Raw genomic sequence first — 24,484 nt, 5'->3', positions numbered from 1 at the left:
GGCGCGTTCCACTTCTGGTTGGCGCCGCCGGTGCAGCTCCAGATCTGTATCCGGGTGCCGTTGGCGGAGTTGTTGTCGGTGACGTCCAGGCACTTGTTCGCCTGCGGGTTGACGATGTCGTGGGCGGTTGCCGAGGGCGCGGATGGTGCCGTCGCTGCCGACCGTCCACTGCTGGGCGTTGGTGCCGTTGCAGTCGTAGAGCTGTACGGGTGTGCCGTCGGCGGAGTTGGCGCCGACGACGTCGAGGCACTTGCCGGCGAGGCCGGTGATCGTGCCGGTGGCGGCCTGCGCGGGGGAGGCGGCGAAAAGCCCGGCGGACAGGGTGAGAGCGGCGACCGCCAGCGCGGCGGACACGGACGCGGGGAAGGACCTAACTCTGGGCATCGTGGGGGCACCCTTTCGTGGGGTGGGTGGTCGCCCGGCGAAACTAGAGGTACAGACCACTTCCGTCAAGGTGTGAAGTAAGAAGTGAGGGAAGGGAGTTGCCGAGCCGCCGACCGGCGCGGACGCTGGCCGGAAGTCGTCACCGGTCGCAACGGCGGGTCCTAAGCTCGGTCGCGTTTGACGATCTCGGTGATTCTCGGCGATCTCGGTGAAGGGGCCTGAACTGCGGTGAAGGACAAGCGTGTTGTCGTCGTGACCGGCGGCGGCTCGGGCATCGGGCAGGCTACGGCGCGCCTGCTGACGGAGGCGGGTCACCAGGTGGTCGTGTCCGGCCGCCGGGCGGAACCCCTGGAGCGCCTGGCGCGGGAGACGGGGGCGCTGGCGCATCCGTCCGACGTCGGGGACCCCGACGCGGTCGAGGGACTGGTCCAGGCGGCCCTGGCCGCGTACGGACGGCTCGACGGGCTGGTGCTGAACGCGGGCATCGGGCGCGGCGGAGCCGTGGGCGACATGTCGCTGCGGGACTGGGACGAGGTGATGCGCACCAACGTGACCGGTCCGCTCCTCCTGCTGCGCGCCGCGATCCCGCACCTGCTGGAGTCCCGGGGAGCGGTGGTCGCCGTCGCTTCGGTGTCCGCGCTGCGCAACGGCACGAGCAACGCGCCGTACGCCACCTCCAAGGCCGCGCTGCTCCAACTCTGCCGTTCCGTCGCCGTCGACTACGGGCGCCAGGGGGTGCGGGCCAACGTCGTGTGTCCCGGCTGGGTGCGCACCGAGATGGCCGACCGGCGCATGGCCCGCTTCGCCGCGGAGGCGGAACTGCCGGGCGACGGGGTGGAGGCCGCCTACGCGGAGGCCACCAGGCTGCTGCCGCAGGGGCGCCCGGGTGAGCCGCGCGAGGTCGCGGAGGCGATCGGCTGGCTGCTGTCCCCGGCGGCGTCGTACGTCAACGGCGCGGTGCTCACCGTGGACGGCGGCGCGACGGCCCTCGATCCCGGAACGCTCGCGTTCGACTACCGGATCGTGCCCCGCGACGACGAGACCGGCCCCACCGCTCCGCACTGACCGGCGTTCAGAACGGCGGGGGGCGGTTCTTCGGCGATGCTGACGAGGCTTCGGCGCCACTTGAACGCCGGTGTTCAGCGCAATGACCAGGGTTCGGCGCTGTTCGGCCGATCTTCAGCACGGTTCGCGAGGACTCGGCGCCGGTGGCCCGTCCTCGGTACGGCCGGCCAGGCTCCAGCGCTGCTCGGCCGGCGCGGCGGCCAGGCTTCAGCGTCGCTGGGGCGGTGAGGCCCGGTCGGGGCAGGGGAGGGCGTCGGTCATGGCGGGCCACATCCGGGCGATCCCGAGCAGCGTCTCGGCACTGCCGTGCGTGACCCCGGGCAGCGGGTGCGGCTCGGCCGGTGGCACGCCGGCGAGGAGGGCCCGCCGAGCCTGGTCCACGGCACCGGCGAGCGCGGCGGACGCCAGACGATCGTCGCGCACCCCCGCCCGCCCGGCGTACCGGTGCGCACTCTCGTAGGCGTCCGGCCGCACGTACTGCTGGAGCGTCAGAAGGGCGTCGTACGTCTCGACGGTCTGTCGGTGCGCCTGCAACGCCGGCGGAAGCCGCGGCCACAGCACCTCCTGGACCCGGGACCGCCGGGGCCTGGCGAGGGCCACATGGGGCACCGCCGTCACCAGGTCGCGCCACAGCGGCCACAGCAGCCAGATCGTCCGCAGCGCGCCGGCCGACCGGGCGAGGGCACTCGCGCTGGGGACCAGCAGGGACGCCGCTCGCAGGAAGCCGTGCACACTCATGATCACGGTCAGGTAGGGCAGCAGGCGCGGGGCACGGTCGTAGAGGTGCCAGAGGTAGCCGGACCAGAAGACGAGGGCGAGCACGCTGCCCGCCGCGAACAGGCGCAGGGACCATACGAGATCGCGCTCGGTCGTCCGCAGGCTGAACCGCCAGCAGACCACGAGGGCGGCGGCGTCACCGGCGAGGTGGGCGGCGATGAGGATCAGCCAGTAGGCGGACGCGGTGGAAGCGGGCCCCTGGGCGGACGCCGTTCCCGTGCCGATGTGCAGCAGATCCAGGGCGAGCAACGAGACCAGGGCCGCCGTCATCCCCACCGCCGCGCAGCGGCGCAGCCGCGGAGGGCCGCTGGAGTCGACCACGAAGAGCAGGACCAGTCCCGCGCTGAGCACGCCGATCAGATTGCGGGCGAGGGACACCGTGTGGACATCGAGGCCGGCCGACGTGAGCGGGCCGACGATCCCGGGCTGGAAGAGGGTGATCGCGACGGTTGCCGCCAGCACGGTGAGCCAGAGTCCCCGCTGCTGGGACTGGCGCAGTGCCGGCCGGGCCCGCCAGACGAGCGCGAACCACAGGGCGACGACGCCGGCGAGTCCGACACGGGCCGCCAGCTCATTCACCGGCGTCGGCCGTCACCCCGAGGAACGCGCCGAGCCGTCCCAGGGGTCCGGCCACCCGGCCGGCGGTTCCGGCGCTCTGGATCAGAGTGGCGATCATCTCGGCTTCTCGTTCCTCGGTGTTCGTGTAGCTGGTCCTGGCCATCAGCCGGGTGACGAGATGGGGCTGGAGGCCGACCAGGAGGTCACCGGGCGGCTGCTCGCCGTCGTCCGTGAGGCTCCGGTGGTGGTCGCACAGCACGTGACCGATCTCGTGGAGGATGATGTGCTCCCGGTGCAGCGGGGCGGTGCGGGCCTCGTAGAAGACGTAGTCGGCCTTGCCGGTGGCCAGCCAGAGTCCGCAGGCTCCGGTGGCCGCCGCCTCCTCGGGCAGTTCCCTCAGCACGAGCGGACGGCCTCTGAGTTCTTCCACCCGCTCCCGGACCGCGTCCAGGGACAGCGACCGACGCACCCCGAGATCGCGCAGGATCGCGGTGCATCGGCGCCGTAGCGCGGTGTACTCGCCCGTTCTCCTCACCTGCCGTGTCACCCCGTTCGGGGCGGGAGAATCACTTCCCGTCCCCAGCGGACAAGCCGTGGGTCACACCTAAGCAGGTCGCCCGCCCTCTTGCACACGCCTGCCGGGACTTTCGGTCGCCCTTTGGCGAAAATCTTCTCCCGAAACCCCTCTCTGTACGCGGCCGGCTCACGATCCCGTCGTGGGCCGGCCGCGCGAGGCCGGGACAGTCGCCCGAAGCCCCGGCTGTCGGTGAGGTGGGGCACGGCCGGTCCGGGTCAGGCGTCGAAGTCGACGTCGCGGCTGACCGGCTCCCAGGCCAGCAACTCCTCACGGACGCTGTCCAGATGGCTCTTGAGCGCGTCCACGGAATCGTTGCCCAGCGGCAGGCGCAGCGGCGTCCTGTCGCTGTCGAGGGCGCCGAGGATGGCCGCGGCGGCCTTGGCGGGATCGCCGGGCTGCTTGCCGTGCCCGCCCTCGACGCCGGCGCGGGTGGGACCGACGGTCGCCTCGTACGCGGGCAGGGGCGCCGACTCGTTCATGGCGGCTCCGAAGAAGCTGGTGCGGAACGCCCCGGGCTCGACGATCAGCACCTTGATTCCCAGTGGGGCCACTTCCTGGGCGAGCGCCTCGGAAAGCCCCTCGAGAGCGCACTTGGTCGCCGAGTACGCGCCGAATCCCGCGACGGACAACTGCCCGCCGAAGCTGCTCATCTGCACGATGGCGCCCGACTTCTGCCTCCGCATGTGCGGCAGCACGGCGCGGACCAGCGCGGCGGGCCCGAAGAAGTGGACGTCCATCAGGTCCCGCAGCTCGCGGTCGGTGGTCTCCTCGACCGCGCCCACCTGACCACGGCCCGCGTTGTTGACCAGGATGTCGATCCGCCCGTACCAGAGGACGGCCTCGGCGACCACTTCGGCGATGCGGGCGGTGTCGGTGACGTCCAGCCGGACCGCGACCGCACGGTCCGGGTGGGCGGCGATCAGGTCGTCGAGCGCCTCCGTCCGGCGTGCGGCGGCGATGACGGTGTCTCCCGCGGCCAGCGCCGCCTCCGCGATGGCCTGTCCGAAGCCGGACGACGCACCGGTGATCAGCCATACGCGGCCCTCGGCTTCGCGGGTGGGCGAAGGGGTGTCGGTGGTGGTCACTGCATCCTCCAAGTCGGTGTCTACAGCTCCCAGTTGTGTCAGGCGCCGGGGCGCCCTGTCCAAGACATGAGATCACTCGCCCGATAGAGACGCTTTATGATCCCAGCGTGGACCTACGCCAGCTGCGCTATCTCGTGGCCATCGCGGAGGAGGGAAACCTGAGGCGGGCGGCCGAATCGCTGTACGTGACCCAGCCCTCCCTCTCCTACGCCCTCAAGTCCTTGGAGTCCGAGCTCGGCGTACGGCTCTTCGACCGGCACGCAGGCGGGGTGACGGCCACCGCGGCCGGGCGGGACATCGTGGCGGAGGCCCGCCGTACGCTGCGCCAGGCCGACCGCGTCCGGGTGCTCGCGGAGCGCCACCGGCAGTCGGGCACCCAGGTGCTGCGGGTGGGCTTCGAGGCCAGCGGCGCCGGTGAGCTCACCACCCGGGCCCGCAGCGAGTTCGCGCGTCGCCGGCCCGGCGTCCGGGTCGAACCGAAACGCTTCGACTGGGGCGAGGAGGTGGCGGCACTGCGCGACGGCCGGGTGGACGTCGCCTTCGTCTGGCTGCCGGCCGACCTCACCGACCTGCACAGCGAGGTGGTCCACTCCGAGCCCAGGGTCGTCGGCTTCCCGAGGGGACACCGCCTGGCCGCACGTGACGGCGTGACCCTCACCGACGTCGAGGACGAACCCCTCACCTGGACGGAGCGGGCGCCCCGCCCCTGGGTGGACTGGTGGGCGGTGAACCCGAGGCCCGACGGTTCGCCTCCGCGCTGGGGACCGACCAACGACAACGTGGAGGAGATGCTGGAGCAGGTGGCGTCCGGGGAGGCCATCTGCTTCGCCCCGGCCGGCATGGCCCGGTACTACGCCCGGCCCGACCTCGCCTGGGTCCCGCTGCTGGGCGTCGAGCCCATGTGCGTCGCCATGGCCTGGGTGCGGGGCACGGAGACCGACCTCGTCCAGGGGTTCGCGGACACCGTACGGGGACTCGTCGCGGACACCCCTCCTGAATGCCCGGGAGGCCGGCCCTGAGACCGCGGGCCGCCAGGGCAGCGGTCGCCCCCTCCGGGACCGCCTACCCTTGACGCATGACCAGCAGCAGCGACCGGAGCCCGGCAGTGGACGTTCAAGGATCCAAGAGTTACGAAATCCGCACCTACGGGTGCCAGATGAACGTCCACGATTCCGAGCGATTGGCCGGGCTGCTCGAAGAGGCCGGGTACGTGCGGGCCCCCGAGGGCTCCGACGGCGACGCCGACGTAGTCGTCTTCAACACCTGCGCGGTCCGGGAGAACGCCGACAACCGGCTCTACGGCAACCTCGGCCGGCTCGCGCCGAAGAAGGCCTCGCGCCCCGGGATGCAGATCGCGGTCGGCGGCTGTCTCGCGCAGAAGGACCGGGACACCATCGTGAAGAAGGCGCCCTGGGTGGACGTCGTCTTCGGCACGCACAACATCGGCAAGCTGCCCGTCCTGCTGGAGCGCGCCCGCGTCCAGGAAGAGGCGCAGGTCGAGATCGCCGAGTCCCTGGAGGCCTTCCCCTCCACGCTGCCGACCCGCCGCGAGAGCGCGTACGCGGCCTGGGTGTCGATCTCCGTCGGCTGCAACAACACCTGCACCTTCTGCATCGTCCCGGCGCTGCGCGGCAAGGAGAAGGACCGCCGCCCCGGCGACATCCTCGCCGAGATCGAGGCCCTGGTCGGCGAGGGCGTGTCCGAGATCACCCTGCTCGGCCAGAACGTCAACGCCTACGGCTCCGACATCGGCGACCGCGAGGCCTTCAGCAAGCTGCTGCGCGCCTGCGGCGGCATCGAGGGCCTGGAGCGGGTCCGCTTCACCTCCCCGCACCCGCGCGACTTCACCGACGACGTCATCGCCGCCATGGCCGAGACGCCGAACGTGATGCCGCAGCTGCACATGCCGCTCCAGTCCGGCTCGGACACGGTCCTGAAGGCGATGCGCCGCTCGTACCGCCAGGAGCGCTACCTGGGGATCATCGAGAAGGTGCGGGCCGCCATCCCGCACGCCGCGATCACCACCGACATCATCGTGGGCTTCCCCGGCGAGACCGAGGAGGACTTCGAGCAGACGCTGCACGTCGTCCGCGAGGCCCGCTTCGCGCAGGCCTTCACCTTCCAGTACTCCAAGCGTCCCGGCACCCCCGCCGCGACCATGGAGAACCAGATCCCGAAGGAGGTCGTCCAGGCGCGCTACGAGCGGCTGGTCGCCCTCCAGGAGGAGATCTCCTGGGAGGAGAACAAGAAGCAGGTCGGCCGCACGCTGGAGCTGATGGTCGCGGAGGGCGAGGGCCGCAAGGACGGCGCCACCCACCGCCTCTCCGGCCGCGCCCCCGACAACCGCCTCGTCCACTTCACCAAGCCGGACCAGGAGGTGCGCCCCGGCGACGTCGTCACCGTCGAGGTCACGTACGCCGCCCCGCACCACCTCCTCGCCGAGGGTCCCGTCCTCGGCGTGCGGCGCACGCGCGCGGGCGACGCCTGGGAGAAGCGCACCGCCGCGGCGGCCGCCAAGCCGGCGGGCGTCATGCTCGGCCTGCCGAAGATCGGCGTCCCGGCGCCGCTGCCGGCCACCACGGGAAGCGCCTGCGGCTGCGACTGAGGTCCTGGCACACTGCGGGGCGGGAGGGAGCAGCACGCTCCTGGTACACCGCGCGGGGCGAGAAGGAGCACCACGTGTTGCCGTACGGCGTCGAGTTCACCGAGCGGGCCGCCCGCGTACGCGACAGCCTGCCCGCCGACCGGCGGGACGTGCTGGAGCGCGGACTGGCCATCCTGGTCACCGACCCGCGGCACAAGCTCTCCCACCCCGTCGGGAGCGACGAGGCGACGCGGGAGATCGCGCTCTCCCGCAACCTCTTCGTCGAGTACGTGATCAGCGACGGCAAGCTCGTGGTGCTCGTCCTGACGGTGATCGACCTGACGGACGTGCTGATCGAGGAGTGACACGCGCCCCGCTCACGGGGTTACGCTGCCGATCATGCTTGTCGCCGCCGCAGTCTGCCCCTGCCCACCGCTGCTCGTACCCGAGGTCGCGGCGGGCGCCGCACCAGAAATGGACGCCGCCCGCGCGGCCTGCACGGACGCGCTGGGCGTGCTCGCCGCCGCCCGCCCCGACCTGCTGGTGGTCGTCGGCACCGCCGAGGAGAGCGGGCACGGCCCGTTCCCGCAGGGCACCCCGGGCACCTTCCGCGGATTCGGGGTGGACCTGGACGTACACCTGGGGCCCGCCGGTCACCCCGCCCCGGAGCGCCGGCTGCCGACCTCGTTGGCGGTCGGCGCCTGGCTGCTGGAACGGACGGGCTGGTCCGATGCGCCCGTCGAGGGACTCGGCGTCGCCGAGACGCTGGAGCCGGAGCGGTGCGCCGAGACCGGACGGGAGCTGGCCGGCCGGGCCGGGCGGGTGGCCCTGCTGATGATGGGGGACGGCAGCGCCTGTCGCACCCTCAAGGCGCCGGGCTACCTGGACGAGCGGGCGGCACCCTTCGACGCGGAGGCCGCCCGGGCACTCGGCGCGGCGGACCTGGCCGCGCTGCGGGCACTGGACCCGGCCCTGGCCCACGAACTGAAGGCCGCCGGCCGCGCGCCCTGGCAGATCCTGGCCGGCGCGGCCGAGAACGCGAACCTCGGCGGGGCACTGCTGTACGAGGACGCTCCGTACGGCGTGGGGTACATGGTCGCGACCTGGTCCTGAGCCGGTCAGCTCCTGCGCGCGCTGGGGTGGGCCCCTGCTTGCGGCGCGTGCTGACGTACGTCCCGGTCACGCGCGTGCTGACGCACGGCCCCGCTCCCGCGTGAGTTGATCCACGGCGCCACCTGTGCCGCGGGTGGGCGGGGAAACCCTGGCTCTCGGGGAAGCGCACGCCGCCGGGGCGCCCCGCAGTCACGGGACGCCCCGTGCGCACGGCACCAGGAACGACCGTCGGCTTCTCACGAAGCCGGTGGCGGGCCCTCCGGGTGGGTCGGACGGGTCGGGGTCATCGGGTCGTGGGGCGCCGCATCGGGTCCGCTCTTGTGCGCGAGGCGGTCCATCGCCTCCTTGGCCTTGCCCGTGCCCGCCTGGATCTTGTCGCTGTACTTGCCCTTGGTCCGCTCGTCGACGGCCTTGGCGGCCTTGTCGATCCCGTGCTGGACCTTGTCCCCATGCTGCCGCGCGAGGTCCGACACCTTGTCCTTGGCCGGGCCCAGCTTGGCCTTCATGTTGTCCAACAGACCCATGGTCCACCTTCCCTCGCGGGACAGTTACCTGCGGGCGCCCTCGCCGGCCTGGCTGTCGGCGGCCTCGCCTGCGGCCTGCTGCCGGGGGATTCCGGCACCCTCGGACGCGTCGTCCGTACCCGAGTCCGAGCGTACGGCCACGTCCTCGTGCCCGACACCGGACGCGTCCTCCGCCTCCGCCGACCCGGCTTCCCTCGCCTCCACCGACTCCGCCTGCTCCGCCTCGGCTTCTTCCGGCTCCGTGCCGGTGCTCACCGCCGTGGTCGACGTCTCCGGAGTCGCCTTCGATCGGCCGAGAAGCCGTGCAAACACGCCCATATCCACTCCATACGGTACTCGTGCGGGCGAATTCCCGCGTCACCCGGTGCGTAAGGTTGCGCCGCCCGGGTCACCGCCCCCGGCAGCCCGGCGGGCGGTACCTCGCACGGGCAACGACCCGGGACGTACACCGTCACGTAACTCGTTCGAGACCTCGCCGGAAGGTTTGCGAGACTGTTGCGGTGAGCAGTGCACCCCCCGCCCCCCGCGTCATCGCCGTCGTCGGACCGACCGCGGCCGGAAAGTCCGATCTCGGCGTCTTCCTGGCCCAGCAGCTCGGCGGCGAGATCGTCAACGCCGACTCCATGCAGCTGTACCGAGGGATGGACATCGGTACCGCCAAGCTGACGCCCGAAGAGCGCGGTGGCGTCCCGCACCACCTGCTGGACATCTGGGACGTGACGGTCACCGCGTCGGTCGCCGAGTACCAGAAGCTGGCCCGCGCGCGGATCGACGCCCTGCTCGCCGAGGGCCGCTGGCCGATCCTGGTCGGCGGATCCGGTCTGTACGTCCGTGGCGCCGTCGACAATCTGGAGTTCCCGGGCACCGACCCGGAGGTCAGGGCCCGCCTGGAGGAGGAACTGGCGCTGCGCGGCTCGGGCGCGCTGCACGCCCGGCTGGCCGCCGCCGACCCCGAGGCCGCCCGCGCGATCCTGCCGAGCAACGGCCGCCGTATCGTCCGCGCCCTGGAAGTGATCGAGATCACCGGCCAGCCCTTCACGGCCAACCTGCCCGGTCACGACTCCGTCTACGACACCGTCCAGATCGGCGTCGACGTGGCTCGTCCGGAATTGGACGACCGCATCGCGCGGCGCGTCGACCGCATGTGGGAGGCGGGCCTGGTGGAGGAGGTGCGCGCACTGGAGGCGCAAGGCCTGCGCGAGGGGCGCACGGCGTCGCGCGCGCTCGGCTACCAGCAGGTGCTCGCGGCACTCGCCGGGGAGTGCACCGAAGCGGAAGCGCGGGCCGAGACCGTCCGTGCCACCAAGCGCTTCGCGCGCCGCCAGGATTCATGGTTCAGGCGCGATCCCCGGGTGCACTGGTTGAGTGGGGCCGCGGTGGACCGCCGGGAACTTCCGGAGCAGGCCCTGGCGTTGGTCGAACGACCGGTTACAGCCTGATCACGTCATGGCATCGGGATGCGCCGCCGGTCATCTCGGCCTTGGGCGCCGTGCCATCATCGAGCTTCGATCGACCAAGTGGAGCCTAGTTGGGAGGGCGCGTGGCGATGGAGGCCGGCCCTCGCGACACCGCACGAAGTGCCGAGCACGTCACCACAGAGGGTGACGATCCGGGCCGGGGCGGCCCGGGCCAGGACGTGGACCGCCCGCGGGTGAACGGCCGCGCCGACGGCCGTCCGCGCGGGAACGGCCTGCTGGACGCCGCCGCCTCCGACGACGGCTTCGAAGAGGACCGTCTGACAGAGACCGGCCTGTCCGAGGGGCGCCTGTCCGACACCGCCCCCTCCGAGGACCATCTGTCCGACACCGGCCTGCCCGGCACCGGCCTCTCCCGTGACGGCCTCTCCGACGACCGCCTCTCCGAGGACCCTCTCGCCGATGACGGTTTCGACGACACCGTGGACGGTGTGACCGCCGACGGTCCGGCGCCCGAGGAGATGTACCCGGGCGGCCCGGAGGTCGAGGTCGAGCTGCGCCCGCAGCGCCGGCTGCGCATCTGGCAGCTCGCCCCCATCGTGGGCCTGGCCGCCGTCGGCTCCCTGATGTTCGCCTTCCCGCTCGCCTTCGACTTCGGCGACAGCGGTGCGGTCATCGCCATGCTCGGCCTGCTGATCTGCTCCTGCGCCGCGGGCTGGGGCATGATGGCCGCCCGCCGGGTGGGCTACACCTGGCCCGGCCTCCCCCCGCGCGGCTCCGGCCGCCGCCCCGACTGGCGGGTGGTGCTCGGGTACGCGCTCCTGGTGGTCGTGGTCGTCGTGCTCGCGGTGTGGCGCGTCGCCCGCCTGCGCTAGACCCGCCGGAACGGGCACTGTCGTACCCACCCCGTACGATCGAGGGATGAGCACACGGATCGCCTTCCTCAAGGGTCACGGCACCGAGAACGACTTCGTGATCGTCCCGGATCCCGAGAACGCCCTCGACCTGTCTCCGGCCGCCGTCGCCGCCCTGTGCGACCGCCGGGCGGGCATCGGAGGCGACGGTGTGCTGCACGTCGTACGGTCAGCGGCGCACCCGGAGGCCCGGGCGATGGCCGCCGAGGCCGAGTGGTTCATGGACTACCGCAACGGCGACGGCTCGGTCGCCGAGATGTGCGGCAACGGCGTCCGTGTGTTCGCGCGCTACCTCCAGCACGCCGGACATGTGGCCGAAGGAGACCTCACGATCGCCACGCGCGCGGGCGTGAAGACCGTCCACATCGCGAAGGACGGTGACATCACGGTCGGCATGGGCCGCGCCCGCCTCCCCGAGGGAGACGTCACGGTCACCGTCGGCGAGCGGAGCTGGCCCGCGCGCAACGTGAACATGGGCAACCCGCACGCGGTGGCCTTCGTGGCCGACCTGGCACACGCCGGCGACCTCTACACCGCTCCGCCGGTCAGCCCGGCGGCCACCTACCCGGACGGTGTGAACGTCGAGTTCGTGGTCGACCGCGGCCCCCACCATGTCGCCATGCGCGTGCACGAGCGCGGCTCCGGCGAGACCCGCTCGTGCGGCACGGGCGCGTGCGCCGTCGCCGTGGCCACCGCCCGGCGGGACGGCACCGACCCGGCCGTCACCGGCACCCCGGCGACGTACACCGTCGACGTGCCCGGAGGCCGCCTCGTCATCACCGAGCGGCCCGACGGTGAGATCGAGATGACCGGTCCCGCCGTGATCGTCGCCGAGGGCGAGATCGACGCCGAGTGGCTGGCTCACGCGTTCGGCTGACCCACGACCCTAAACCTCGATTTCGTCGCTCGAAGGGGTGATCCGTTTCACGCTCGGCGAGAGGCGGTCTGTCGCACGTGGTGGGCTCGGTAGCATCAAGCACCGGCACGGACGGGGGAACGTCGCCATCCCTGAGCCGCGTACGCCCCGAGGCCCCGTCCGCCGGTCCACGAGCCGGAGGTGCCCATGAGTGCGGAGGCCACGAATCCTGCGACCGCTGGCCCGGTAGCGCCCACAGCGCCACAAGCGCTCACAGCGTCCGCGGCGCCCGCGGCGGCGCGCAGAAAGTCCCGGCCCCGGATCGATCTGCGCCGGCTGGGCCGGGCCGCGCTGCTCGGTCCCGCAGCCCGCGGCAAACTGCCCGACGCGATCAGCCATGTCGTGGAGGCGCACCGCGCCCACCACCCCGACGCCGACCTCGAACCCCTGCGCCGCGCCTACGTCCTGGCGGAGTCCTCGCACCGCGGCCAGATGCGCAAGAGCGGTGAGCCGTACATCACGCACCCGCTCGCCGTGACCCTCATCCTCGCCGAACTCGGCGCCGAAACCACCACGTTGACGGCCTCTCTGCTGCACGACACGGTCGAGGACACCGAGGTGACGCTGGATCAGGTGCGGGAACAGTTCGGAGAGGAGGTTCGTTATCTGGTCGACGGCGTCACGAAACTGGAGAAGGTCGACTACGGAGCCGCCGCCGAGCCGGAGACCTTCCGCAAAATGCTCGTCGCCACCGGCAACGACGTGCGCGTGATGTCGATCAAACTCGCCGACCGCCTGCACAACATGCGCACCCTCGGCGTGATGCGCCCCGAGAAACAGGAGCGGATCGCCAAGGTCACCCGTGACGTCCTCATCCCGCTCGCCGAACGCCTGGGTGTGCAGGCCCTGAAGACAGAGCTGGAGGACCTGGTCTTCGCCATCCTCCACCCCGAGGAGTACGAGCACACCAGGGAACTCATCGCGGAGAACGCCGCCCGCCCCGGCGACCCCCTCGCCGAGGTCGCCGACGAGGTGCGCGGGGTGCTGCGCGAGTCCGGCATCCCGGCCGAAGTGCTCATCCGCCCCCGGCACTTCGTCTCCGTCCACCGAGTGGCCCGCAAACGCGGACAGCTTCGCGGCACCGACTTCGGCCGCCTGCTGGTGCTGGTGAACGAGGACGCGGACTGTTACGGCGTCCTCGGTGAACTGCACACGTGCATGACGCCGGTGGTCTCGGAGTTCAAGGACTTCATCGCCGTACCGAAGTTCAACCTCTACCAGTCCCTGCACACCGCCGTCGCCCGCCCCGACGGCCAGGTGGTCGAGGTCCTCATCCGCACCCACCAGATGCACAAGGTGGCGGAGGCCGGTGTCGTGGCCCTCGGCAACCCCTACGCACCCGCCGCCGACGCCCCCGCGTCCGACACCGCCACGGCCGGTGGCTCCGCGGCCAACGCCCCCTCTTCCGGCGCCCTGGCCGACGGCGAGCGCGCCGATCCCACCCGCCCCGGCTGGCTCTCCCGCCTCCTCGACTGGCAGCGGGCAGCCCCCGACCCCGACACCTTCTGGTCCACCCTGCGCGAGGACCTCGCCCAGGACCGCGAGATCACCGTCTTCCGCCCCGACGGCGGCGCGCTCGGCCTGCCCGAGGGCGCCACCTGCGTGGACGCCGCCTACGCGCAGTACGGCGAGGACGCGCACGCCTGCATCGGCGCCCGCGTCAACGGCCGGCTGGCCACCCTCAGCACGGTCCTGCGCGACGGCGACACGGTCCAGCTGCTGATGGGGCAGGACCCGGCCTCCGAACCCTCCCGCGAATGGCTGGAGCACGCGCACACCCCGGCCGCCCGCATCGCCATCCAGCGCTGGCTGGCGACCCACCCCGCCTGCGGCACCGACGAGTCCGAGCCGGCCGAGCCGGGCGACACCCGCGCCGAGGCCGCCCGGGCCACCGCCGGGAGCACCGAGGCCACCGGGTCAACCGAGGCCACCACCGAGCCCCGCACGGCGTCGGCACGGACCGGCGAGGCCCTCTCGGTCGGCCCCGCAGCCACCACCGCCCGTCCGGCGGACCCCTCCGCGGCCCGTCCCGCCGGGCCGTCCGGCACCCGCCCCGCGGACTCCTCCCGCCCACGCCCCTCAGACCCTTCCGCCCCCCGCCTCCCGGCCGACCAGGCCGCCCCGGGCGCTGCATCGGCGCGCCCGGCCACCGGTGCCGCCGCCCCGCGGTCCCGGCGCGCCGACGTCCTCGCGGACCGGCCCGGAGCCGCCGTACGGCTCGCCGGGTGCTGCACGCCCGTGCCGCCGGACGAGATCACCGGGTTCGCGGTGCGCGGGGGAGTGGTGACCGTGCACCGCGTGGAGTGCGCGGCGGTGGCGCACATGAAGAGCAGGGGGCGCGCGGAGATCGGCGTGCGCTGGGGGGAGACCGCCGAGTGCCGGGTCACGCTGGTCGCTGAATCGTTCGGCCGCCCCCATCTCCTCGCCGACCTCACCGAGGCGATCGCCGTGCAGGGCGTCGAGATCGTCTCCGCCACCGTCGAACCGCCCACCCAGCAGCGGGTGCGCCACACCTACACCCTCCAGCTACCCGACGCGGCCCACCTCCCGGCCCTGATGCGCGCCATGCGGGACGTGCCGGGTGTGTACGACGTGAGGAGGGCGCAGCACCAGCCGAGGGCGTCCTGACGACGGCGTCCACGGGCGTCCTCACTACGGTCGTCCTGTCGAAGGCGTCCGGCTTACCCGTTCGGGTGGGCCGGTCGCGCGTCGCCGCCGCGGGGCGGGTGGCCACTGGTAGCGGTGGTCCATGCTGCTCACCCCCCGCTCCCGGCCCCGGACCGCCCGCCCCCGGACCACGCGCAAGGTCTCCCGGCACCGGAAGGCGGCCCTGCTCGCCTCCGCCGTCTCCGTCTGCCTCCTGGCCGCCGCGGCGCCGCCTGTACCCCTCGGCGTCGGCGACCGGCTCTTCCCGTACCTGGGCAACCCTGGCTACGACGTCGCCTCGTACGACCTGTCCCTCACCTACCCCGGCACCAACGACAAGCCGCTCCAGGCCGTCACCACCATCGACGCCTGGATCACCGACGACCTGGAGCGCCTCAACCTCGACTTCGCGCACGGCACCGTGCGGTCGGTCGAGGTCGACGGTCGTCCCGCGGACTTCACCAGCGCCGGCGAGGATCTGGTCGTCACCCCGGAGCACCCCCTTGACGAGGGCAGCCTGACCAGGATCACCGTGCGTCACACCAGTGACCCCGTCTACGGCAAGGACCAGCAGGGCGGCTGGGTGCGCACCTCCGACGGCCTCGCCATGGCGAACCAGGCCGACGCCGCCCACCTGGTCTTCCCGTGCAACGACCACCCGTCCGACAAGGCGATGTTCACCTTCCGGATCACCGCGCCGAACGGCTACACGGCCGTGGCCAACGGCCTGCCCGGCGGCGCCGACCAGGTCGGCGGCACCACGACCTGGACCTACCGCACCCTGCACCCCATGGCCACCGAACTCGCCCAGGTCTCGATCGGCCGCTCGGCCGTACTGCACCGCGAGGGACCCCATGGCCTGCCCGTTCGGGACGTCGTACCCGCGAGCGACCGCAAGGCCCTCGAACCGTGGCTCGCGAAGACGCCCGACCAGATCGCCTGGATGGAGAGCAAGGTCGGCCGGTACCCGTTCGAGACCTACGGCCTGCTCATGGCCCAGGCCTCCACGGGCTTCGAACTCGAGACACAGACCCTCTCACTCTTCGAGAAAGGCCTGTTCACCGAGCCCGCCTACCCCCAGTGGTACATCGAGTCGATCATGGTCCACGAGCTGTCCCACCAGTGGTTCGGGGACAGCGTCACCCCCCGCGACTGGTCCGACGTCTGGCTGAACGAGGGCCACGCCACCTGGTACGAGACGCTGTACGCCGAGGAGACGGCGCACCGGCCGATGGAGGACCGGATGAAGGCCGCCTACGGCGCGTCCGACCGCTGGCGCGAGGCCGGCGGCCCGCCCGCCAGGCCCAAGCCGCCCGTCCCGGGCCAGAAGATCAGCATCTTCCGGCCCAGCATCTACGACGGCGCCGCCCTCGTGTTCTACGCCCTGCGGCAGGAGATCGGCCGGCCGGCCTTCGAGCGGCTGGAGCGGATCTGGGTCCGGGAGCACCAGGACGCCACCGCCACCACCGCCGACTTCGTCCGGCTGGCCTCGGCCATCGCCGGCCGCGACCTGAGCGGCTTCTTCAAGGCCTGGCTGTACGGCGAGAAGACCCCGCCGATGCCCGGCCACCCGGACTGGAAGCAGACGGCGTCGGCCCAGCCCACCCCGCCCCGCGCCCGGCGATGACCCGGTGACGCCTGGCGATAACCCGGTGACGAGACGCGTCGTACCGTGCGACCATCTAGGGGTGGGCGCGCACGGGACACGGGAATCTCCCGGGGCACTCGTGCGTTGAAGACCGTGAGCAGTGCGGGCGACCGCCCGCCGTGCCGAGGCCGTGACGCCGACGCCGTGACGGCACTCTCACCGACGTATCTCATCGACGTAAGGATCCAATGACCTCCTCTTCTTCCCCTTCCCAGGACACCAAGCGCCTCGCGCACGCCTATCCCGAGGGTCTTCGGGCCGATGCCCTGATGGAAGAGGACGTCGCCTGGAGCTACGAGATCGACGGCGATCGGGACGGCGACCAGTTCGACCGCTCCGAGCGCGCGGCCCTGCGCCGCGTGGTGGGCCTGTCCACCGAGCTCGAGGACGTCACCGAGGTCGAGTACCGACAGCTCCGCCTGGAGCGGGTCGTGCTCGTCGGCGTGTGGACCACCGGCACGGCGCAGGACGCCGACAACTCCCTCGCGGAGCTGGCCGCCCTCGCGGAGACCGCGGGCGCGCTCGTGCTCGACGGCGTGATCCAGCGCCGTGACAAGCCCGACGCGGCCACCTACATCGGCTCCGGCAAGGCCGCCGAGCTGCGCGACATCGTCATCGAAACGGGCGCGGACACCGTCATCTGCGACGGTGAACTGAGCCCCGGCCAGCTGATTCAGCTGGAGGACGTCGTCAAGGTCAAGGTCATCGACCGTACGGCCCTGATCCTGGACATCTTCGCCCAGCACGCCAAGTCCCGAGAGGGCAAGGCGCAGGTCGCGCTCGCGCAGATGCAATACATGCTGCCGCGGCTGCGCGGCTGGGGTCAGTCGCTGTCCCGGCAGATGGGTGGCGGTCGCGGCGGCCTCGCCACGCGTGGTCCCGGTGAGACCAAGATCGAGACGGACCGGCGCCGGATCCGCGAGAAGATGGCCAAGATGCGCCGGGAGATCGCGGAGATGAAGACCGGCCGCGAGATCAAGCGACAAGAGCGCCGGCGCAACAAGGTGCCCTCCGTCGCCATCGCGGGCTACACCAACGCCGGCAAGTCCTCCCTGCTCAACCGCCTCACGGGCGCCGGCGTCCTGGTGGAGAACGCGCTGTTCGCGACCCTGGACCCGACCGTCCGCCGGGCCGAGACCCCGAGCGGCCGGCTCTACACCCTGGCGGACACCGTCGGCTTCGTCCGGCACCTGCCGCACCACCTGGTCGAGGCGTTCCGCTCCACCATGGAGGAGGTCGGCGACTCCGACCTGATCCTGCACGTGGTGGACGGCTCGCACCCCGATCCGGAGGAGCAGCTCGCCGCCGTACGCGAGGTGATCCGGGACGTCGGCGCCACCGACGTGCCCGAGATCGTCGTCATCAACAAGGCGGACGCGGCCGACCCGCTGGTCCTCCAGCGGCTGCTGCGGGTCGAGAAGCGCTCGATCGCCGTCTCGGCACGCACCGGCCAGGGCATCGAGGAGCTGCTCGGCCTGATCGACGACGAGCTGCCCCGCCCCTCGGTCGAAATCGAGGCCCTCGTGCCGTACACCCACGGCAAGCTCGTCGCCCGCGCCCACACCGAGGGTGAGGTGATCTCCGAGGAGCACACCGCGGAGGGCACCCTGCTCAAGGTCCGGGTGCACGAGGAGCTGGCGGCGGACCTCGCGCCGTACGTACCGGTCTCCGCGGGCTGACCCACCCCGTCACGAGGGCCCGCCACCCCGTTCGGGTGGCGGGCCCTCGTCATGCCCCCCGCGTGCTCACCGTCCGGCGAACTGCTTGCTCACCGACTCGTACACGCTCTTGGCCACCTCACCCAGCCGGGGACCGGCGAGCCAACCGGAACGCACCGGGCCGATGGACGTGTTCGACACCAGCGCGGGCTTGCCGTCCGCGCCCGTCTCCACCCAGCCGCCTCCGGAGGAGCCACCGGTCATCGTGCAGCCGATCCGGTACATCGTCGGGTCGGACTGCTCGATGGAGAGCCGGCCCGGCTTGTCCTGGCACTGGTACAGCAGCTGACCGTCGTACGGCGCCGCCGCCGGGTAACCGGACGCCGTGATGCTCTTCACCTGGGGCACGGCCGGCGCGTCGAAGTTCACCGGCAGCGCCCCGCCGACGGTCTCCTCCAGCGACTTCCCGCCGCTGCCCTGCTCGGGCGTCACGTGGATGACGGCGAAGTCGTACGACGCTCCGTCACCGCCCGTCTCGCCCCCCTTGCTGATCCACTGCTGCGAGGTCTTCGCCGCGTCGGCCCACCACACGCCGTACGGCGCGATCTCGGACCGGCTCGCGTTCTCCAGCTCGGCCGACGACTTGCCCTGGTCGTTGTACGACGGCACGAACGCGAGGTTGCGGTACCAGCCGCCCTTCTTGCCGGCGTGCACACAGTGCCCCGCCGTCCAGACGAGGTTGGACTTGCCCGGGTGCGCCGGGTCCGCCACCACCGTCGCGGAGCAGACCATGGTGCCCCCGGGAGCGTCGAAGAGCAGCTTGCCCGAGGTGGCCGCGCTGGTGTGGTACGGCGGGGTGACCGCACGTGCCTGCACCGGCTGCGGCGTCGGGTCCGTCACGCCCTGGTCACCGGAGATGTCGTTGTCGTCGACGCCCTGGTCCGGGTCGTCGGCGCCACGCATCCGGTCCGGGTCCCACAGGCCCTTGATGATCGGGTTGATGAAGTCGTTGGCCTCGCGCAGCCAGTCGTCCCGGTTCCAGTTCTTCCAGGCGCCGTTCTTCCACTTGTCGATGTCGATCCCGTGTTCCTTGAGCCTGTGCTTCAGGTCGCCCGGGATCGTGATCTTTCCGTCGCCGGTGCTCACCGCGGACGGCTTGCCGTCGGCGTTGTCGTCACCGTCGCCGTTGCAGGCGGTGGCGGTCAGCGCCAGCGCCGACACGAGGGCGACCGCCGTCAACGAGGTGGAGGTGCGACGACCACCCCTTCCTCGCCGAGCGGTGAACGACGGCCGTATGGATCGCATGTTGTGACTCCCCCTGCTGTGAAAGGAACTCGGCGCTTCGGCCCCGACACCGGCGGCGAACTCATGGAAGGTTCATGCCGGTCTCACGACCTTCTGGGAACGGCATCACACACTATGCCGTCGCCGTGGGGGAGTTCCGACGGGAGGGCAACGGTTCCGTCACAGGGCGTCTGAACAGGCAACGAGCGTCGGCCGGTCCGAGGTTCGCCTCACCGTCCACGGCGATCCGTGACGACCGACGACCTGTCACCCGGCGTCGCCCTCCGGGTCTTGCACGCGTGCCCACTGGGGCGGTGCGGCGGGACACACCGTGCAGTGCGTGGGCCGGAGGAGCGCGTCCCCGTGCCGCCCGGCCAAGGTTCTCCAGGCGAGCCCGTAACCGCCCGAACGGTCCGCTGTTGTAGCCGGTGGGGCCTGCTGCCAATGTCCGGTCCCCGACGATCAACTCGCCTTTGAGCAGCGGGGAGGACAGCGCGCCGTGGCGGTTACGGAGTCGATGGCCGGAGGCACGTCCGGGGAAGCGCGGGCCGTGCACGAGGGGATCCTCAGACGCCAGTCGGCGCGTGAGTCCTCGGCACGCACCTATGCCCGGGCCCTGCCCATCGTGCCCGTCCGGGCGCGAGGGCTCACCATCGAGGGCGCCGACGGCCGCCGTTACCTGGACTGCCTCTCCGGCGCCGGCACCCTCGCCCTCGGCCACAACCACCCGGTCGTGCTGGAAGCCGTCCGCCGGGTCCTCGACTCCGGCGCCCCCCTCTCCGTCCTCGACCTCGCGACCCCCGTCAAGGACGCCTTCGTCACCGAGCTGTTCCGCACGCTCCCGCCCGGCCTGGCCGACCGCGCCCGCGTCCAGTTCTGCGGGCCGGCCGGCACCGACGCCGTCGAAGCCGCCCTCAAACTGGTCAGGACCGCCATCGGCCGCACCGGCATCCTCGCCTTCACCGGCGCCTACCACGGCATGACCGCCGGCGCCCTGGCCGCCTCCGGCGGTGCCCCCGACGTCCAGGTCGCCCGCCTGCCCTACCCACAGGACTACCGCTGCCCCTTCGGCGTCGGCGGACCGTACGGCGCCGAACTCGCCGCCCGCTGGACCGAGTCCCTCCTCGACGACCCCAAATCCGGCGTCCCGCTGCCGGCCGGGATGATCCTCGAACCCGTCCAGGGCGAGGGTGGAGTGATCCCCGCGCCGGACGACTGGCTGCGCTGCATGCGCCGCCTCACGGCGGACCGGTCCATCCCGCTGATCGCCGACGAGATCCAGACCGGAGTCGGCCGCACGGGCGCCTTCTGGGCCGTCGACCACAGCGGCGTCACCCCCGACGTCATGGTCCTGTCCAAGGCCATCGGCGGCAGCCTCCCACTGGCCGTGATCGTCTACCGCGACGATCTCGACGTCTGGCAACCCGGCGCCCACGCCGGCACCTTCCGCGGCAACCAGCTCGCCATGGCCGCGGGCACCGCCACCCTCGCCTACGTCCGCGAGAACGCCCTCGCCGAACGCGCCGCCGCCCTCGGCTCCCGCATGCTGAACCAACTCGCCGAACTCACCCGCGCGTTCCCCTGCGTGGGAGACGTCCGGGGGCGCGGACTGATGATCGGGGTCGAGCTGGTGAACCCCGACGCCGACCACACCGCGCCTCGCCCGGGACGCCCTGCCGGTGGCGTGGGTGGCGTCGGTGATATCGGTGACGCTGCTGACGTCGATGACGGTGGCATGGGTGGCCTCAGTGGCACGGCGGCCCGGCCGGAGCCCAGGCGCACGCCGTGTCCGGCCGCTCCCGAACTCGCCGCCGCCGTGCAGCGGGAGTGCCTCCAGCGCGGACTGATCGTCGAACTCGGCGGCCGGCACGCGTCCGTGGTCCGGCTGCTTCCGCCCCTCACGATCAGCGACGAACAGGCGACGGCCGTACTCGACCGGCTGACCGACGCGGTGGCGGCGGCCGTGCGCCACCACCCATCCCATGGCCCACACCAGCAACGCCAGCCCTGCCCGGCCCAGCACGCGGGCTGAACACCACCCGCGCCGGACCCGGCCCCCGGCGCCGGGCTGTGGACGAACACCGCTTCCCCTCACCGTTCAACCCCCTTTCCTGGCACCCAGGCCGACGACCACCACCGCCGACCACCACCTCATCGCCATCCCGCCCCACCGACCGCCGACCACGAAGGAACGGCACTCGAGCGGACGACGGAACGAGCCCGCACCACCTCACTCCAGCCCCAGAGGAGCCGTCATGAACGCCACCCGCACCCCCGACGACCAGGGAGGATCCGGCGCCCCGTCCTCTGTCGCACCGCTCATCGAGTCGGTCCCGCGGCAGAAGAAGCGGGAGACGGATCCCGTCCGGCGGACAGCTCCCGGCGCCGATCCGCTGGAGCACCCCGATCCCCGCGCCGCGGCCCAGGCCGCCGCCGTCGAGAACCTCCTGCGGTGCTGGGTCCGCGAGACCGGCCTCACCGCTCCCACGACCGGCAGCCTCCGCATTCCGCTGCCCGCCAGCGGCGCCGCCCTGATTGCACCGGTCCACCACTGGTCCCCGACGGGCTGGCACCGCTTCGGCCTTCCGCGCCTCGCCGACGCGCCCGACACGGCGCCACCCCTCGACGCCGTCACTCTCGCGGCCCTCCTCGCGAGGGAAACCGCCACCGAGCGGGCCGACATCAACGCCCCCTCGCCCCGCACCTCAACAGGCTCCGGTGACGGCACCGGTCCCAACAGCACCGGTTTCACCCGGATCGGTCCCATCGGCACCGATCCCACCGGCACCGGACCTGTCGACACCGGTCCCCACAGCCCCAGTCGCCATGACACCGGCCCCCGTTCCGACACCGGCGTCGGTGACCGAGCCGACGGCCCCGACGTCGTGGCCAGAGTCGCCGACTCCGTCCGCCGTACCGCGGCCTTCATCCGGCACCGGCGCGAGCACCCCACCGACACCTCCGACCTCTTCCTCAGCGCCGAACAGGCCCTCCTCCTCGGACACCCCCTGCACCCGACCCCGAAGAGCCGGGAAGGCCTGACCGAAGCGGAAGCCGACCGGTACTCACCGGAGTCGCGTGGCTCCTTCGCCCTGCACTGGCTGGCCGTCGCCCCCTCTCTCCTCGCGACCGACTCGGCCTGGACCGAGCGTGGCCGTCCCGTGCCCGCCGGCCACCTCGCCCGCCGCCTCGCCGGCACCGGACTGCCGCTGCCCGACGGTTACACCGCCCTGCCACTGCACCCCTGGCAAGCCCGCGAGGTCCGGCACCGCGCGCCCGTCACCGCGCTGCTCGACTCCGGACTCCTCCGCGACCTCGGTCCCCTGGGCGCTCCCTGGTACCCCACCTCCTCCGTACGCACCGTGCACCGATCCGGTGCCCCCGCGATGCTCAAGCTGTCGCTGGCCCTGCGCATCACCAACTCCCGCCGTGAGAACCTCCGCAAAGAACTCCACCGCGGAGTCGAGGTGCACCGGCTCCTGCGCACCGGTCTCGCCCCCCGGTGGCAGGCCGCGCACCCCGGGTTCGACATCGTCCGCGACCCGGCCTGGCTCGCCGTCGACGGCCCGGACGGTCTGCCCCTGCCGGGACTCGACGTGGTGATCCGGCACAATCCGTTCACCCCTGCCGACGACGTCGGCTGCGTCGCCGGACTGGTCGCCCTTCGCCCGTTCCCCCAGCCGCCCGCCGGCACCGCGCCGCACCACCCCACTCGGCCGATGCGGTCCCGGCTGGCCCACCTCGTCGCACGCCTCGCCGTACGCACCGGCCGACCCGCCGCCGCCGTCGCCGTCGAGTGGTTCCTGCGCTACCTGGAACAGGTCGTCCGGCCCGTCCTGTGGCTGGACAGCGAGGCGGGCATCGCCCTCGAAGCGCACCAGCAGAACACGCTGGTCCTGCTCGACGGTGACGGCTGGCCCGTCGGCGGCCGTTACCGCGACAACCAGGGGTACTACTTCCGCGAGTCCCGGCGAGCCGAACTGACCGCGCGACTGCCCGGCATCGGCGAGCACAGCGACACCTTCGTCCCGGACGAGGTCACCGACGAACGCTTCACCTACTACCTCGCCGTCAACAACGTGCTCGGCCTGATCGGTGCCTTCGGCTCCCAGCGCCTCGCCGACGAGCGGCTGCTGCTCGCGGGCTTCCGCCGCTTCCTCACCGACCTCGCCTCGGGGCCCGCCCCGCTGCGCACCTCCCTGCCCGGCCGCCTCCTCGACTCACCCGTACTGCGCTGCAAGGCCAACCTGCTGACCCGGCTGCAAGGTCTCGACGAACTCGTCGGCCCGGTCGAGACCCAGTCCGTCTACGTCACCATCGCCAACCCCCTCCACTCCTGAGCGAAGTACCTCTGCGCACCACCTGAGCGGACCGCCCTCAGCGAGCCGCACACCACCTCCGCACATCCGAGGAACATGACCCACCACGTCTCCTGAGAGGAGCGCACCGTGCCTCCCACCGACGCGAGCGCCGGAACCGGCCCCGTCCCCGCCCAGCCGGGCAGCGCCGCCCCCCACGCGGCCATCGCGGGGCCCCGGAACTCTTCCTTCGGGCGGTTCAGCGTCGAGGACGAGGACCCGGACAGCGAGGACACGCTTGAGCTGTGCCTGCCCGCGGAGTTCGTCGCCCTCTGCGCGGCCGGGGCGACGACCGGCCTCCTCGGCCGACTCGCCACGTGGGGCCCGGTCGCGACCCCCGCCGGCTCCTTCCAGCTGGTGCCCGTACGCCTTGATCAGGACCTTCCGCTCGTGCACCGCTGGATGAACGACCCCGCCGTCGCCGAGTTCTGGGAGCTGGCCGGGCCCCGGGACCGGACGGAGGAGCACCTACGGACGCAACTCCACGGTGACGGGCGCAGCGTGCCGTGCCTCGGCGTACTCGACGGCAACCCGATGAGCTACTGGGAGATCTACCGTGCGGACCTGGATCCACTGGCCCGTCACCACCCGGTCCGTCCGCACGACACCGGAATCCACCTCCTCGTCGGTGACGCCACCGACCGAGGGCGAGGGCTGGGATCCGTCCTGCTCCGAGCCGTGGCCGACCTGATCCTCGACCGGCGTCCCACGTGTGCACGTGTCGTGGCGGAACCCGATCTTCGCAACACCCCCTCCGTCGCCGCGTTCCTGAGCGCGGGCTTCCGGTACGCGGCGGAGGTCGACCTGCCCGGCAAGCGGGCCGCCCTCATGATCCGGGACCGAGTCCTGCGCGATGTTCTGTAGCGCCACGTGATCGGACGCTCACAGATAGATACGAGTGGCGGATCCGTGGTGTTCCCGCGTCGAAGAAAAAAGTTCGTGGGCGACCGCGCCACCCCGACGCCGGGACCGTTGCGA

General features: G+C 72.2%; 20 protein-coding genes and 1 pseudogene. 14 read left to right on the top strand and 7 right to left on the bottom strand.

Going from position 1 to position 24,484, the window contains the following annotated elements:
- Positions 1-384: pseudogene (locus OO52_RS27535) on the bottom strand (RICIN domain-containing protein); the annotation flags it as partial.
- Between the two features lie 228 nt (positions 385-612).
- On the opposite strand from OO52_RS27535, the gene OO52_RS27530 reads away from it, so the two are divergent.
- Positions 613-1,449: an SDR family NAD(P)-dependent oxidoreductase gene (locus OO52_RS27530; protein WP_030647686.1), complete on the top strand. Its 837-nt coding sequence runs from the start codon at positions 613-615 to the stop codon at positions 1,447-1,449.
- 207 nt (positions 1,450-1,656) lie between these two features.
- Here the strand turns inward: OO52_RS27530 and OO52_RS27525 are convergent, their stop codons facing one another.
- The 3 genes from OO52_RS27525 to OO52_RS27515 form a co-directional block, all read right to left on the bottom strand.
- Positions 1,657-2,805, bottom strand: coding sequence for an MAB_1171c family putative transporter (locus tag OO52_RS27525; RefSeq protein WP_030647683.1), 1,149 nt, complete (start codon positions 2,803-2,805; stop codon positions 1,657-1,659).
- Positions 2,798-3,319: a regulator component gene (locus OO52_RS27520; protein WP_030647680.1), complete on the bottom strand. Its 522-nt coding sequence runs from the start codon at positions 3,317-3,319 to the stop codon at positions 2,798-2,800. The genes OO52_RS27525 and OO52_RS27520 overlap by 8 nt, the downstream gene beginning before the upstream one ends.
- 257 nt (positions 3,320-3,576) lie before the next feature.
- Complete coding sequence (locus OO52_RS27515) at positions 3,577-4,446, bottom strand: oxidoreductase (protein ID WP_030647678.1); 870 nt, start codon at positions 4,444-4,446, stop codon at positions 3,577-3,579.
- Positions 4,447-4,553: 107 nt separating this feature from the next.
- Between OO52_RS27515 and OO52_RS27510 the strand changes: the two genes are divergently transcribed.
- The 4 genes from OO52_RS27510 to OO52_RS27495 all read left to right on the top strand — a co-directional run bounded on the left by OO52_RS27510 (position 4,554) and on the right by OO52_RS27495 (position 8,143).
- Entirely contained in the window at positions 4,554-5,465 is a 912-nt protein-coding gene (locus OO52_RS27510; protein ID WP_030647676.1) for a LysR family transcriptional regulator, read from the top strand.
- Positions 5,466-5,521: 56 nt separating this feature from the next.
- Complete coding sequence (gene miaB, locus OO52_RS27505) at positions 5,522-7,051, top strand: tRNA (N6-isopentenyl adenosine(37)-C2)-methylthiotransferase MiaB (RefSeq protein WP_030647675.1); 1,530 nt, start codon at positions 5,522-5,524, stop codon at positions 7,049-7,051.
- A gap of 74 nt (positions 7,052-7,125) precedes the next feature.
- Positions 7,126-7,395 (top strand): hypothetical protein, encoded by a 270-nt coding sequence (locus tag OO52_RS27500; protein WP_030647662.1) that lies wholly within the window; start codon positions 7,126-7,128, stop codon positions 7,393-7,395.
- A gap of 34 nt (positions 7,396-7,429) precedes the next feature.
- The gene (locus tag OO52_RS27495; RefSeq protein ID WP_030647660.1) at positions 7,430-8,143 is read left to right on the top strand and encodes a class III extradiol dioxygenase subunit B-like domain-containing protein; all 714 of its coding nucleotides are present in this window, start codon (positions 7,430-7,432) and stop codon (positions 8,141-8,143) included.
- 236 nt (positions 8,144-8,379) lie between these two features.
- Here OO52_RS27495 and OO52_RS27490 read toward each other — a convergent pair whose 3' ends face one another.
- Together OO52_RS27490 and OO52_RS27485 are read right to left on the bottom strand one after the other, a co-directional pair.
- Positions 8,380-8,667, bottom strand: coding sequence for an antitoxin (locus tag OO52_RS27490; protein WP_030647657.1), 288 nt, complete (start codon positions 8,665-8,667; stop codon positions 8,380-8,382).
- 24 nt (positions 8,668-8,691) lie between these two features.
- Positions 8,692-8,985, bottom strand: coding sequence for a hypothetical protein (locus tag OO52_RS27485; protein ID WP_030647654.1), 294 nt, complete (start codon positions 8,983-8,985; stop codon positions 8,692-8,694).
- A gap of 182 nt (positions 8,986-9,167) precedes the next feature.
- Here OO52_RS27485 and miaA point away from each other — a divergent pair, with 182 nt between their 5' ends.
- From miaA to hflX, 6 genes are all read left to right on the top strand, one after another.
- A complete protein-coding gene (gene miaA / locus OO52_RS27480) occupies positions 9,168-10,106 on the top strand; it encodes a tRNA (adenosine(37)-N6)-dimethylallyltransferase MiaA (RefSeq protein ID WP_030647651.1) in 939 nt (312 codons plus the stop codon).
- 371 nt (positions 10,107-10,477) lie between these two features.
- A complete protein-coding gene (locus OO52_RS27475; RefSeq protein WP_051818639.1) occupies positions 10,478-10,957 on the top strand; it encodes a hypothetical protein in 480 nt (159 codons plus the stop codon).
- Between the two features lie 46 nt (positions 10,958-11,003).
- On the top strand, positions 11,004-11,873 hold the full coding sequence (gene dapF, locus OO52_RS27470; protein WP_030647644.1) for a diaminopimelate epimerase: 870 nt from the start codon (positions 11,004-11,006) through the stop codon (positions 11,871-11,873).
- A 186-nt stretch (positions 11,874-12,059) separates the two neighbouring features.
- Entirely contained in the window at positions 12,060-14,540 is a 2,481-nt protein-coding gene (locus OO52_RS27465) for a RelA/SpoT family protein (protein ID WP_106972068.1), read from the top strand.
- 121 nt (positions 14,541-14,661) lie between these two features.
- Positions 14,662-16,185 (top strand): M1 family metallopeptidase, encoded by a 1,524-nt coding sequence (locus OO52_RS27460; RefSeq protein ID WP_030647638.1) that lies wholly within the window; start codon positions 14,662-14,664, stop codon positions 16,183-16,185.
- Positions 16,186-16,394: 209 nt separating this feature from the next.
- Positions 16,395-17,885 (top strand): GTPase HflX, encoded by a 1,491-nt coding sequence (gene hflX / locus OO52_RS27455; protein ID WP_030647635.1) that lies wholly within the window; start codon positions 16,395-16,397, stop codon positions 17,883-17,885.
- Positions 17,886-17,951: 66 nt separating this feature from the next.
- On the opposite strand, the gene OO52_RS27450 is transcribed toward hflX, so the two are convergent.
- Positions 17,952-19,169 (bottom strand): trypsin-like serine peptidase, encoded by a 1,218-nt coding sequence (locus tag OO52_RS27450; RefSeq protein WP_030647632.1) that lies wholly within the window; start codon positions 19,167-19,169, stop codon positions 17,952-17,954.
- Positions 19,170-19,665: 496 nt separating this feature from the next.
- Here OO52_RS27450 and OO52_RS27445 point away from each other — a divergent pair, with 496 nt between their 5' ends.
- The 3 genes from OO52_RS27445 to OO52_RS27435 all read left to right on the top strand — a co-directional run bounded on the left by OO52_RS27445 (position 19,666) and on the right by OO52_RS27435 (position 24,370).
- Positions 19,666-21,180: a diaminobutyrate--2-oxoglutarate transaminase family protein gene (locus OO52_RS27445; RefSeq protein WP_078877019.1), complete on the top strand. Its 1,515-nt coding sequence runs from the start codon at positions 19,666-19,668 to the stop codon at positions 21,178-21,180.
- A gap of 223 nt (positions 21,181-21,403) precedes the next feature.
- Positions 21,404-23,488 carry an IucA/IucC family protein gene (locus OO52_RS27440; RefSeq protein WP_030647626.1) on the top strand — a complete coding sequence of 695 codons (2,085 nt, stop codon included), beginning with the start codon at positions 21,404-21,406 and terminating at the stop codon, positions 23,486-23,488.
- A 108-nt stretch (positions 23,489-23,596) separates the two neighbouring features.
- The gene (locus OO52_RS27435; protein ID WP_030647623.1) at positions 23,597-24,370 is read left to right on the top strand and encodes a GNAT family N-acetyltransferase; all 774 of its coding nucleotides are present in this window, start codon (positions 23,597-23,599) and stop codon (positions 24,368-24,370) included.
- Positions 24,371-24,484: the final 114 nt, after the last annotated feature.

The organism is Streptomyces flaveolus (assembly GCF_000716535.1).
Lineage (GTDB): Bacteria > Actinomycetota > Actinomycetes > Streptomycetales > Streptomycetaceae > Streptomyces > Streptomyces flaveolus_A.
Note: the sequence above shows the minus strand (reverse complement) of the source record. Positions and strands in the feature narration are given on the sequence as shown.

Bases quoted from the DNA above. Each gene is read 5' to 3' on its own strand.
- miaB (WP_030647675.1), top strand. From the start codon at position 5,522: ATGACCAGCAGCAGCGACCGGAGCCCGGCAGTGGACGTTCAAGGATCC.
- OO52_RS27495 (WP_030647660.1), top strand. From the start codon at position 7,430: ATGCTTGTCGCCGCCGCAGTCTGCCCCTGCCCACCGCTGCTCGTACCC.
- OO52_RS27490 (WP_030647657.1), bottom strand. From the start codon at position 8,667: ATGGGTCTGTTGGACAACATGAAGGCCAAGCTGGGCCCGGCCAAGGAC.
- OO52_RS27485 (WP_030647654.1), bottom strand. From the start codon at position 8,985: ATGGGCGTGTTTGCACGGCTTCTCGGCCGATCGAAGGCGACTCCGGAG.
- dapF (WP_030647644.1), top strand. From the start codon at position 11,004: ATGAGCACACGGATCGCCTTCCTCAAGGGTCACGGCACCGAGAACGAC.
- OO52_RS27465 (WP_106972068.1), top strand. From the start codon at position 12,060: ATGAGTGCGGAGGCCACGAATCCTGCGACCGCTGGCCCGGTAGCGCCC.
- OO52_RS27460 (WP_030647638.1), top strand. From the start codon at position 14,662: ATGCTGCTCACCCCCCGCTCCCGGCCCCGGACCGCCCGCCCCCGGACC.
- hflX (WP_030647635.1), top strand. From the start codon at position 16,395: ATGACCTCCTCTTCTTCCCCTTCCCAGGACACCAAGCGCCTCGCGCAC.
- OO52_RS27450 (WP_030647632.1), bottom strand. From the start codon at position 19,169: ATGCGATCCATACGGCCGTCGTTCACCGCTCGGCGAGGAAGGGGTGGT.
- OO52_RS27445 (WP_078877019.1), top strand. From the start codon at position 19,666: ATGGCCGGAGGCACGTCCGGGGAAGCGCGGGCCGTGCACGAGGGGATC.
- OO52_RS27440 (WP_030647626.1), top strand. From the start codon at position 21,404: ATGAACGCCACCCGCACCCCCGACGACCAGGGAGGATCCGGCGCCCCG.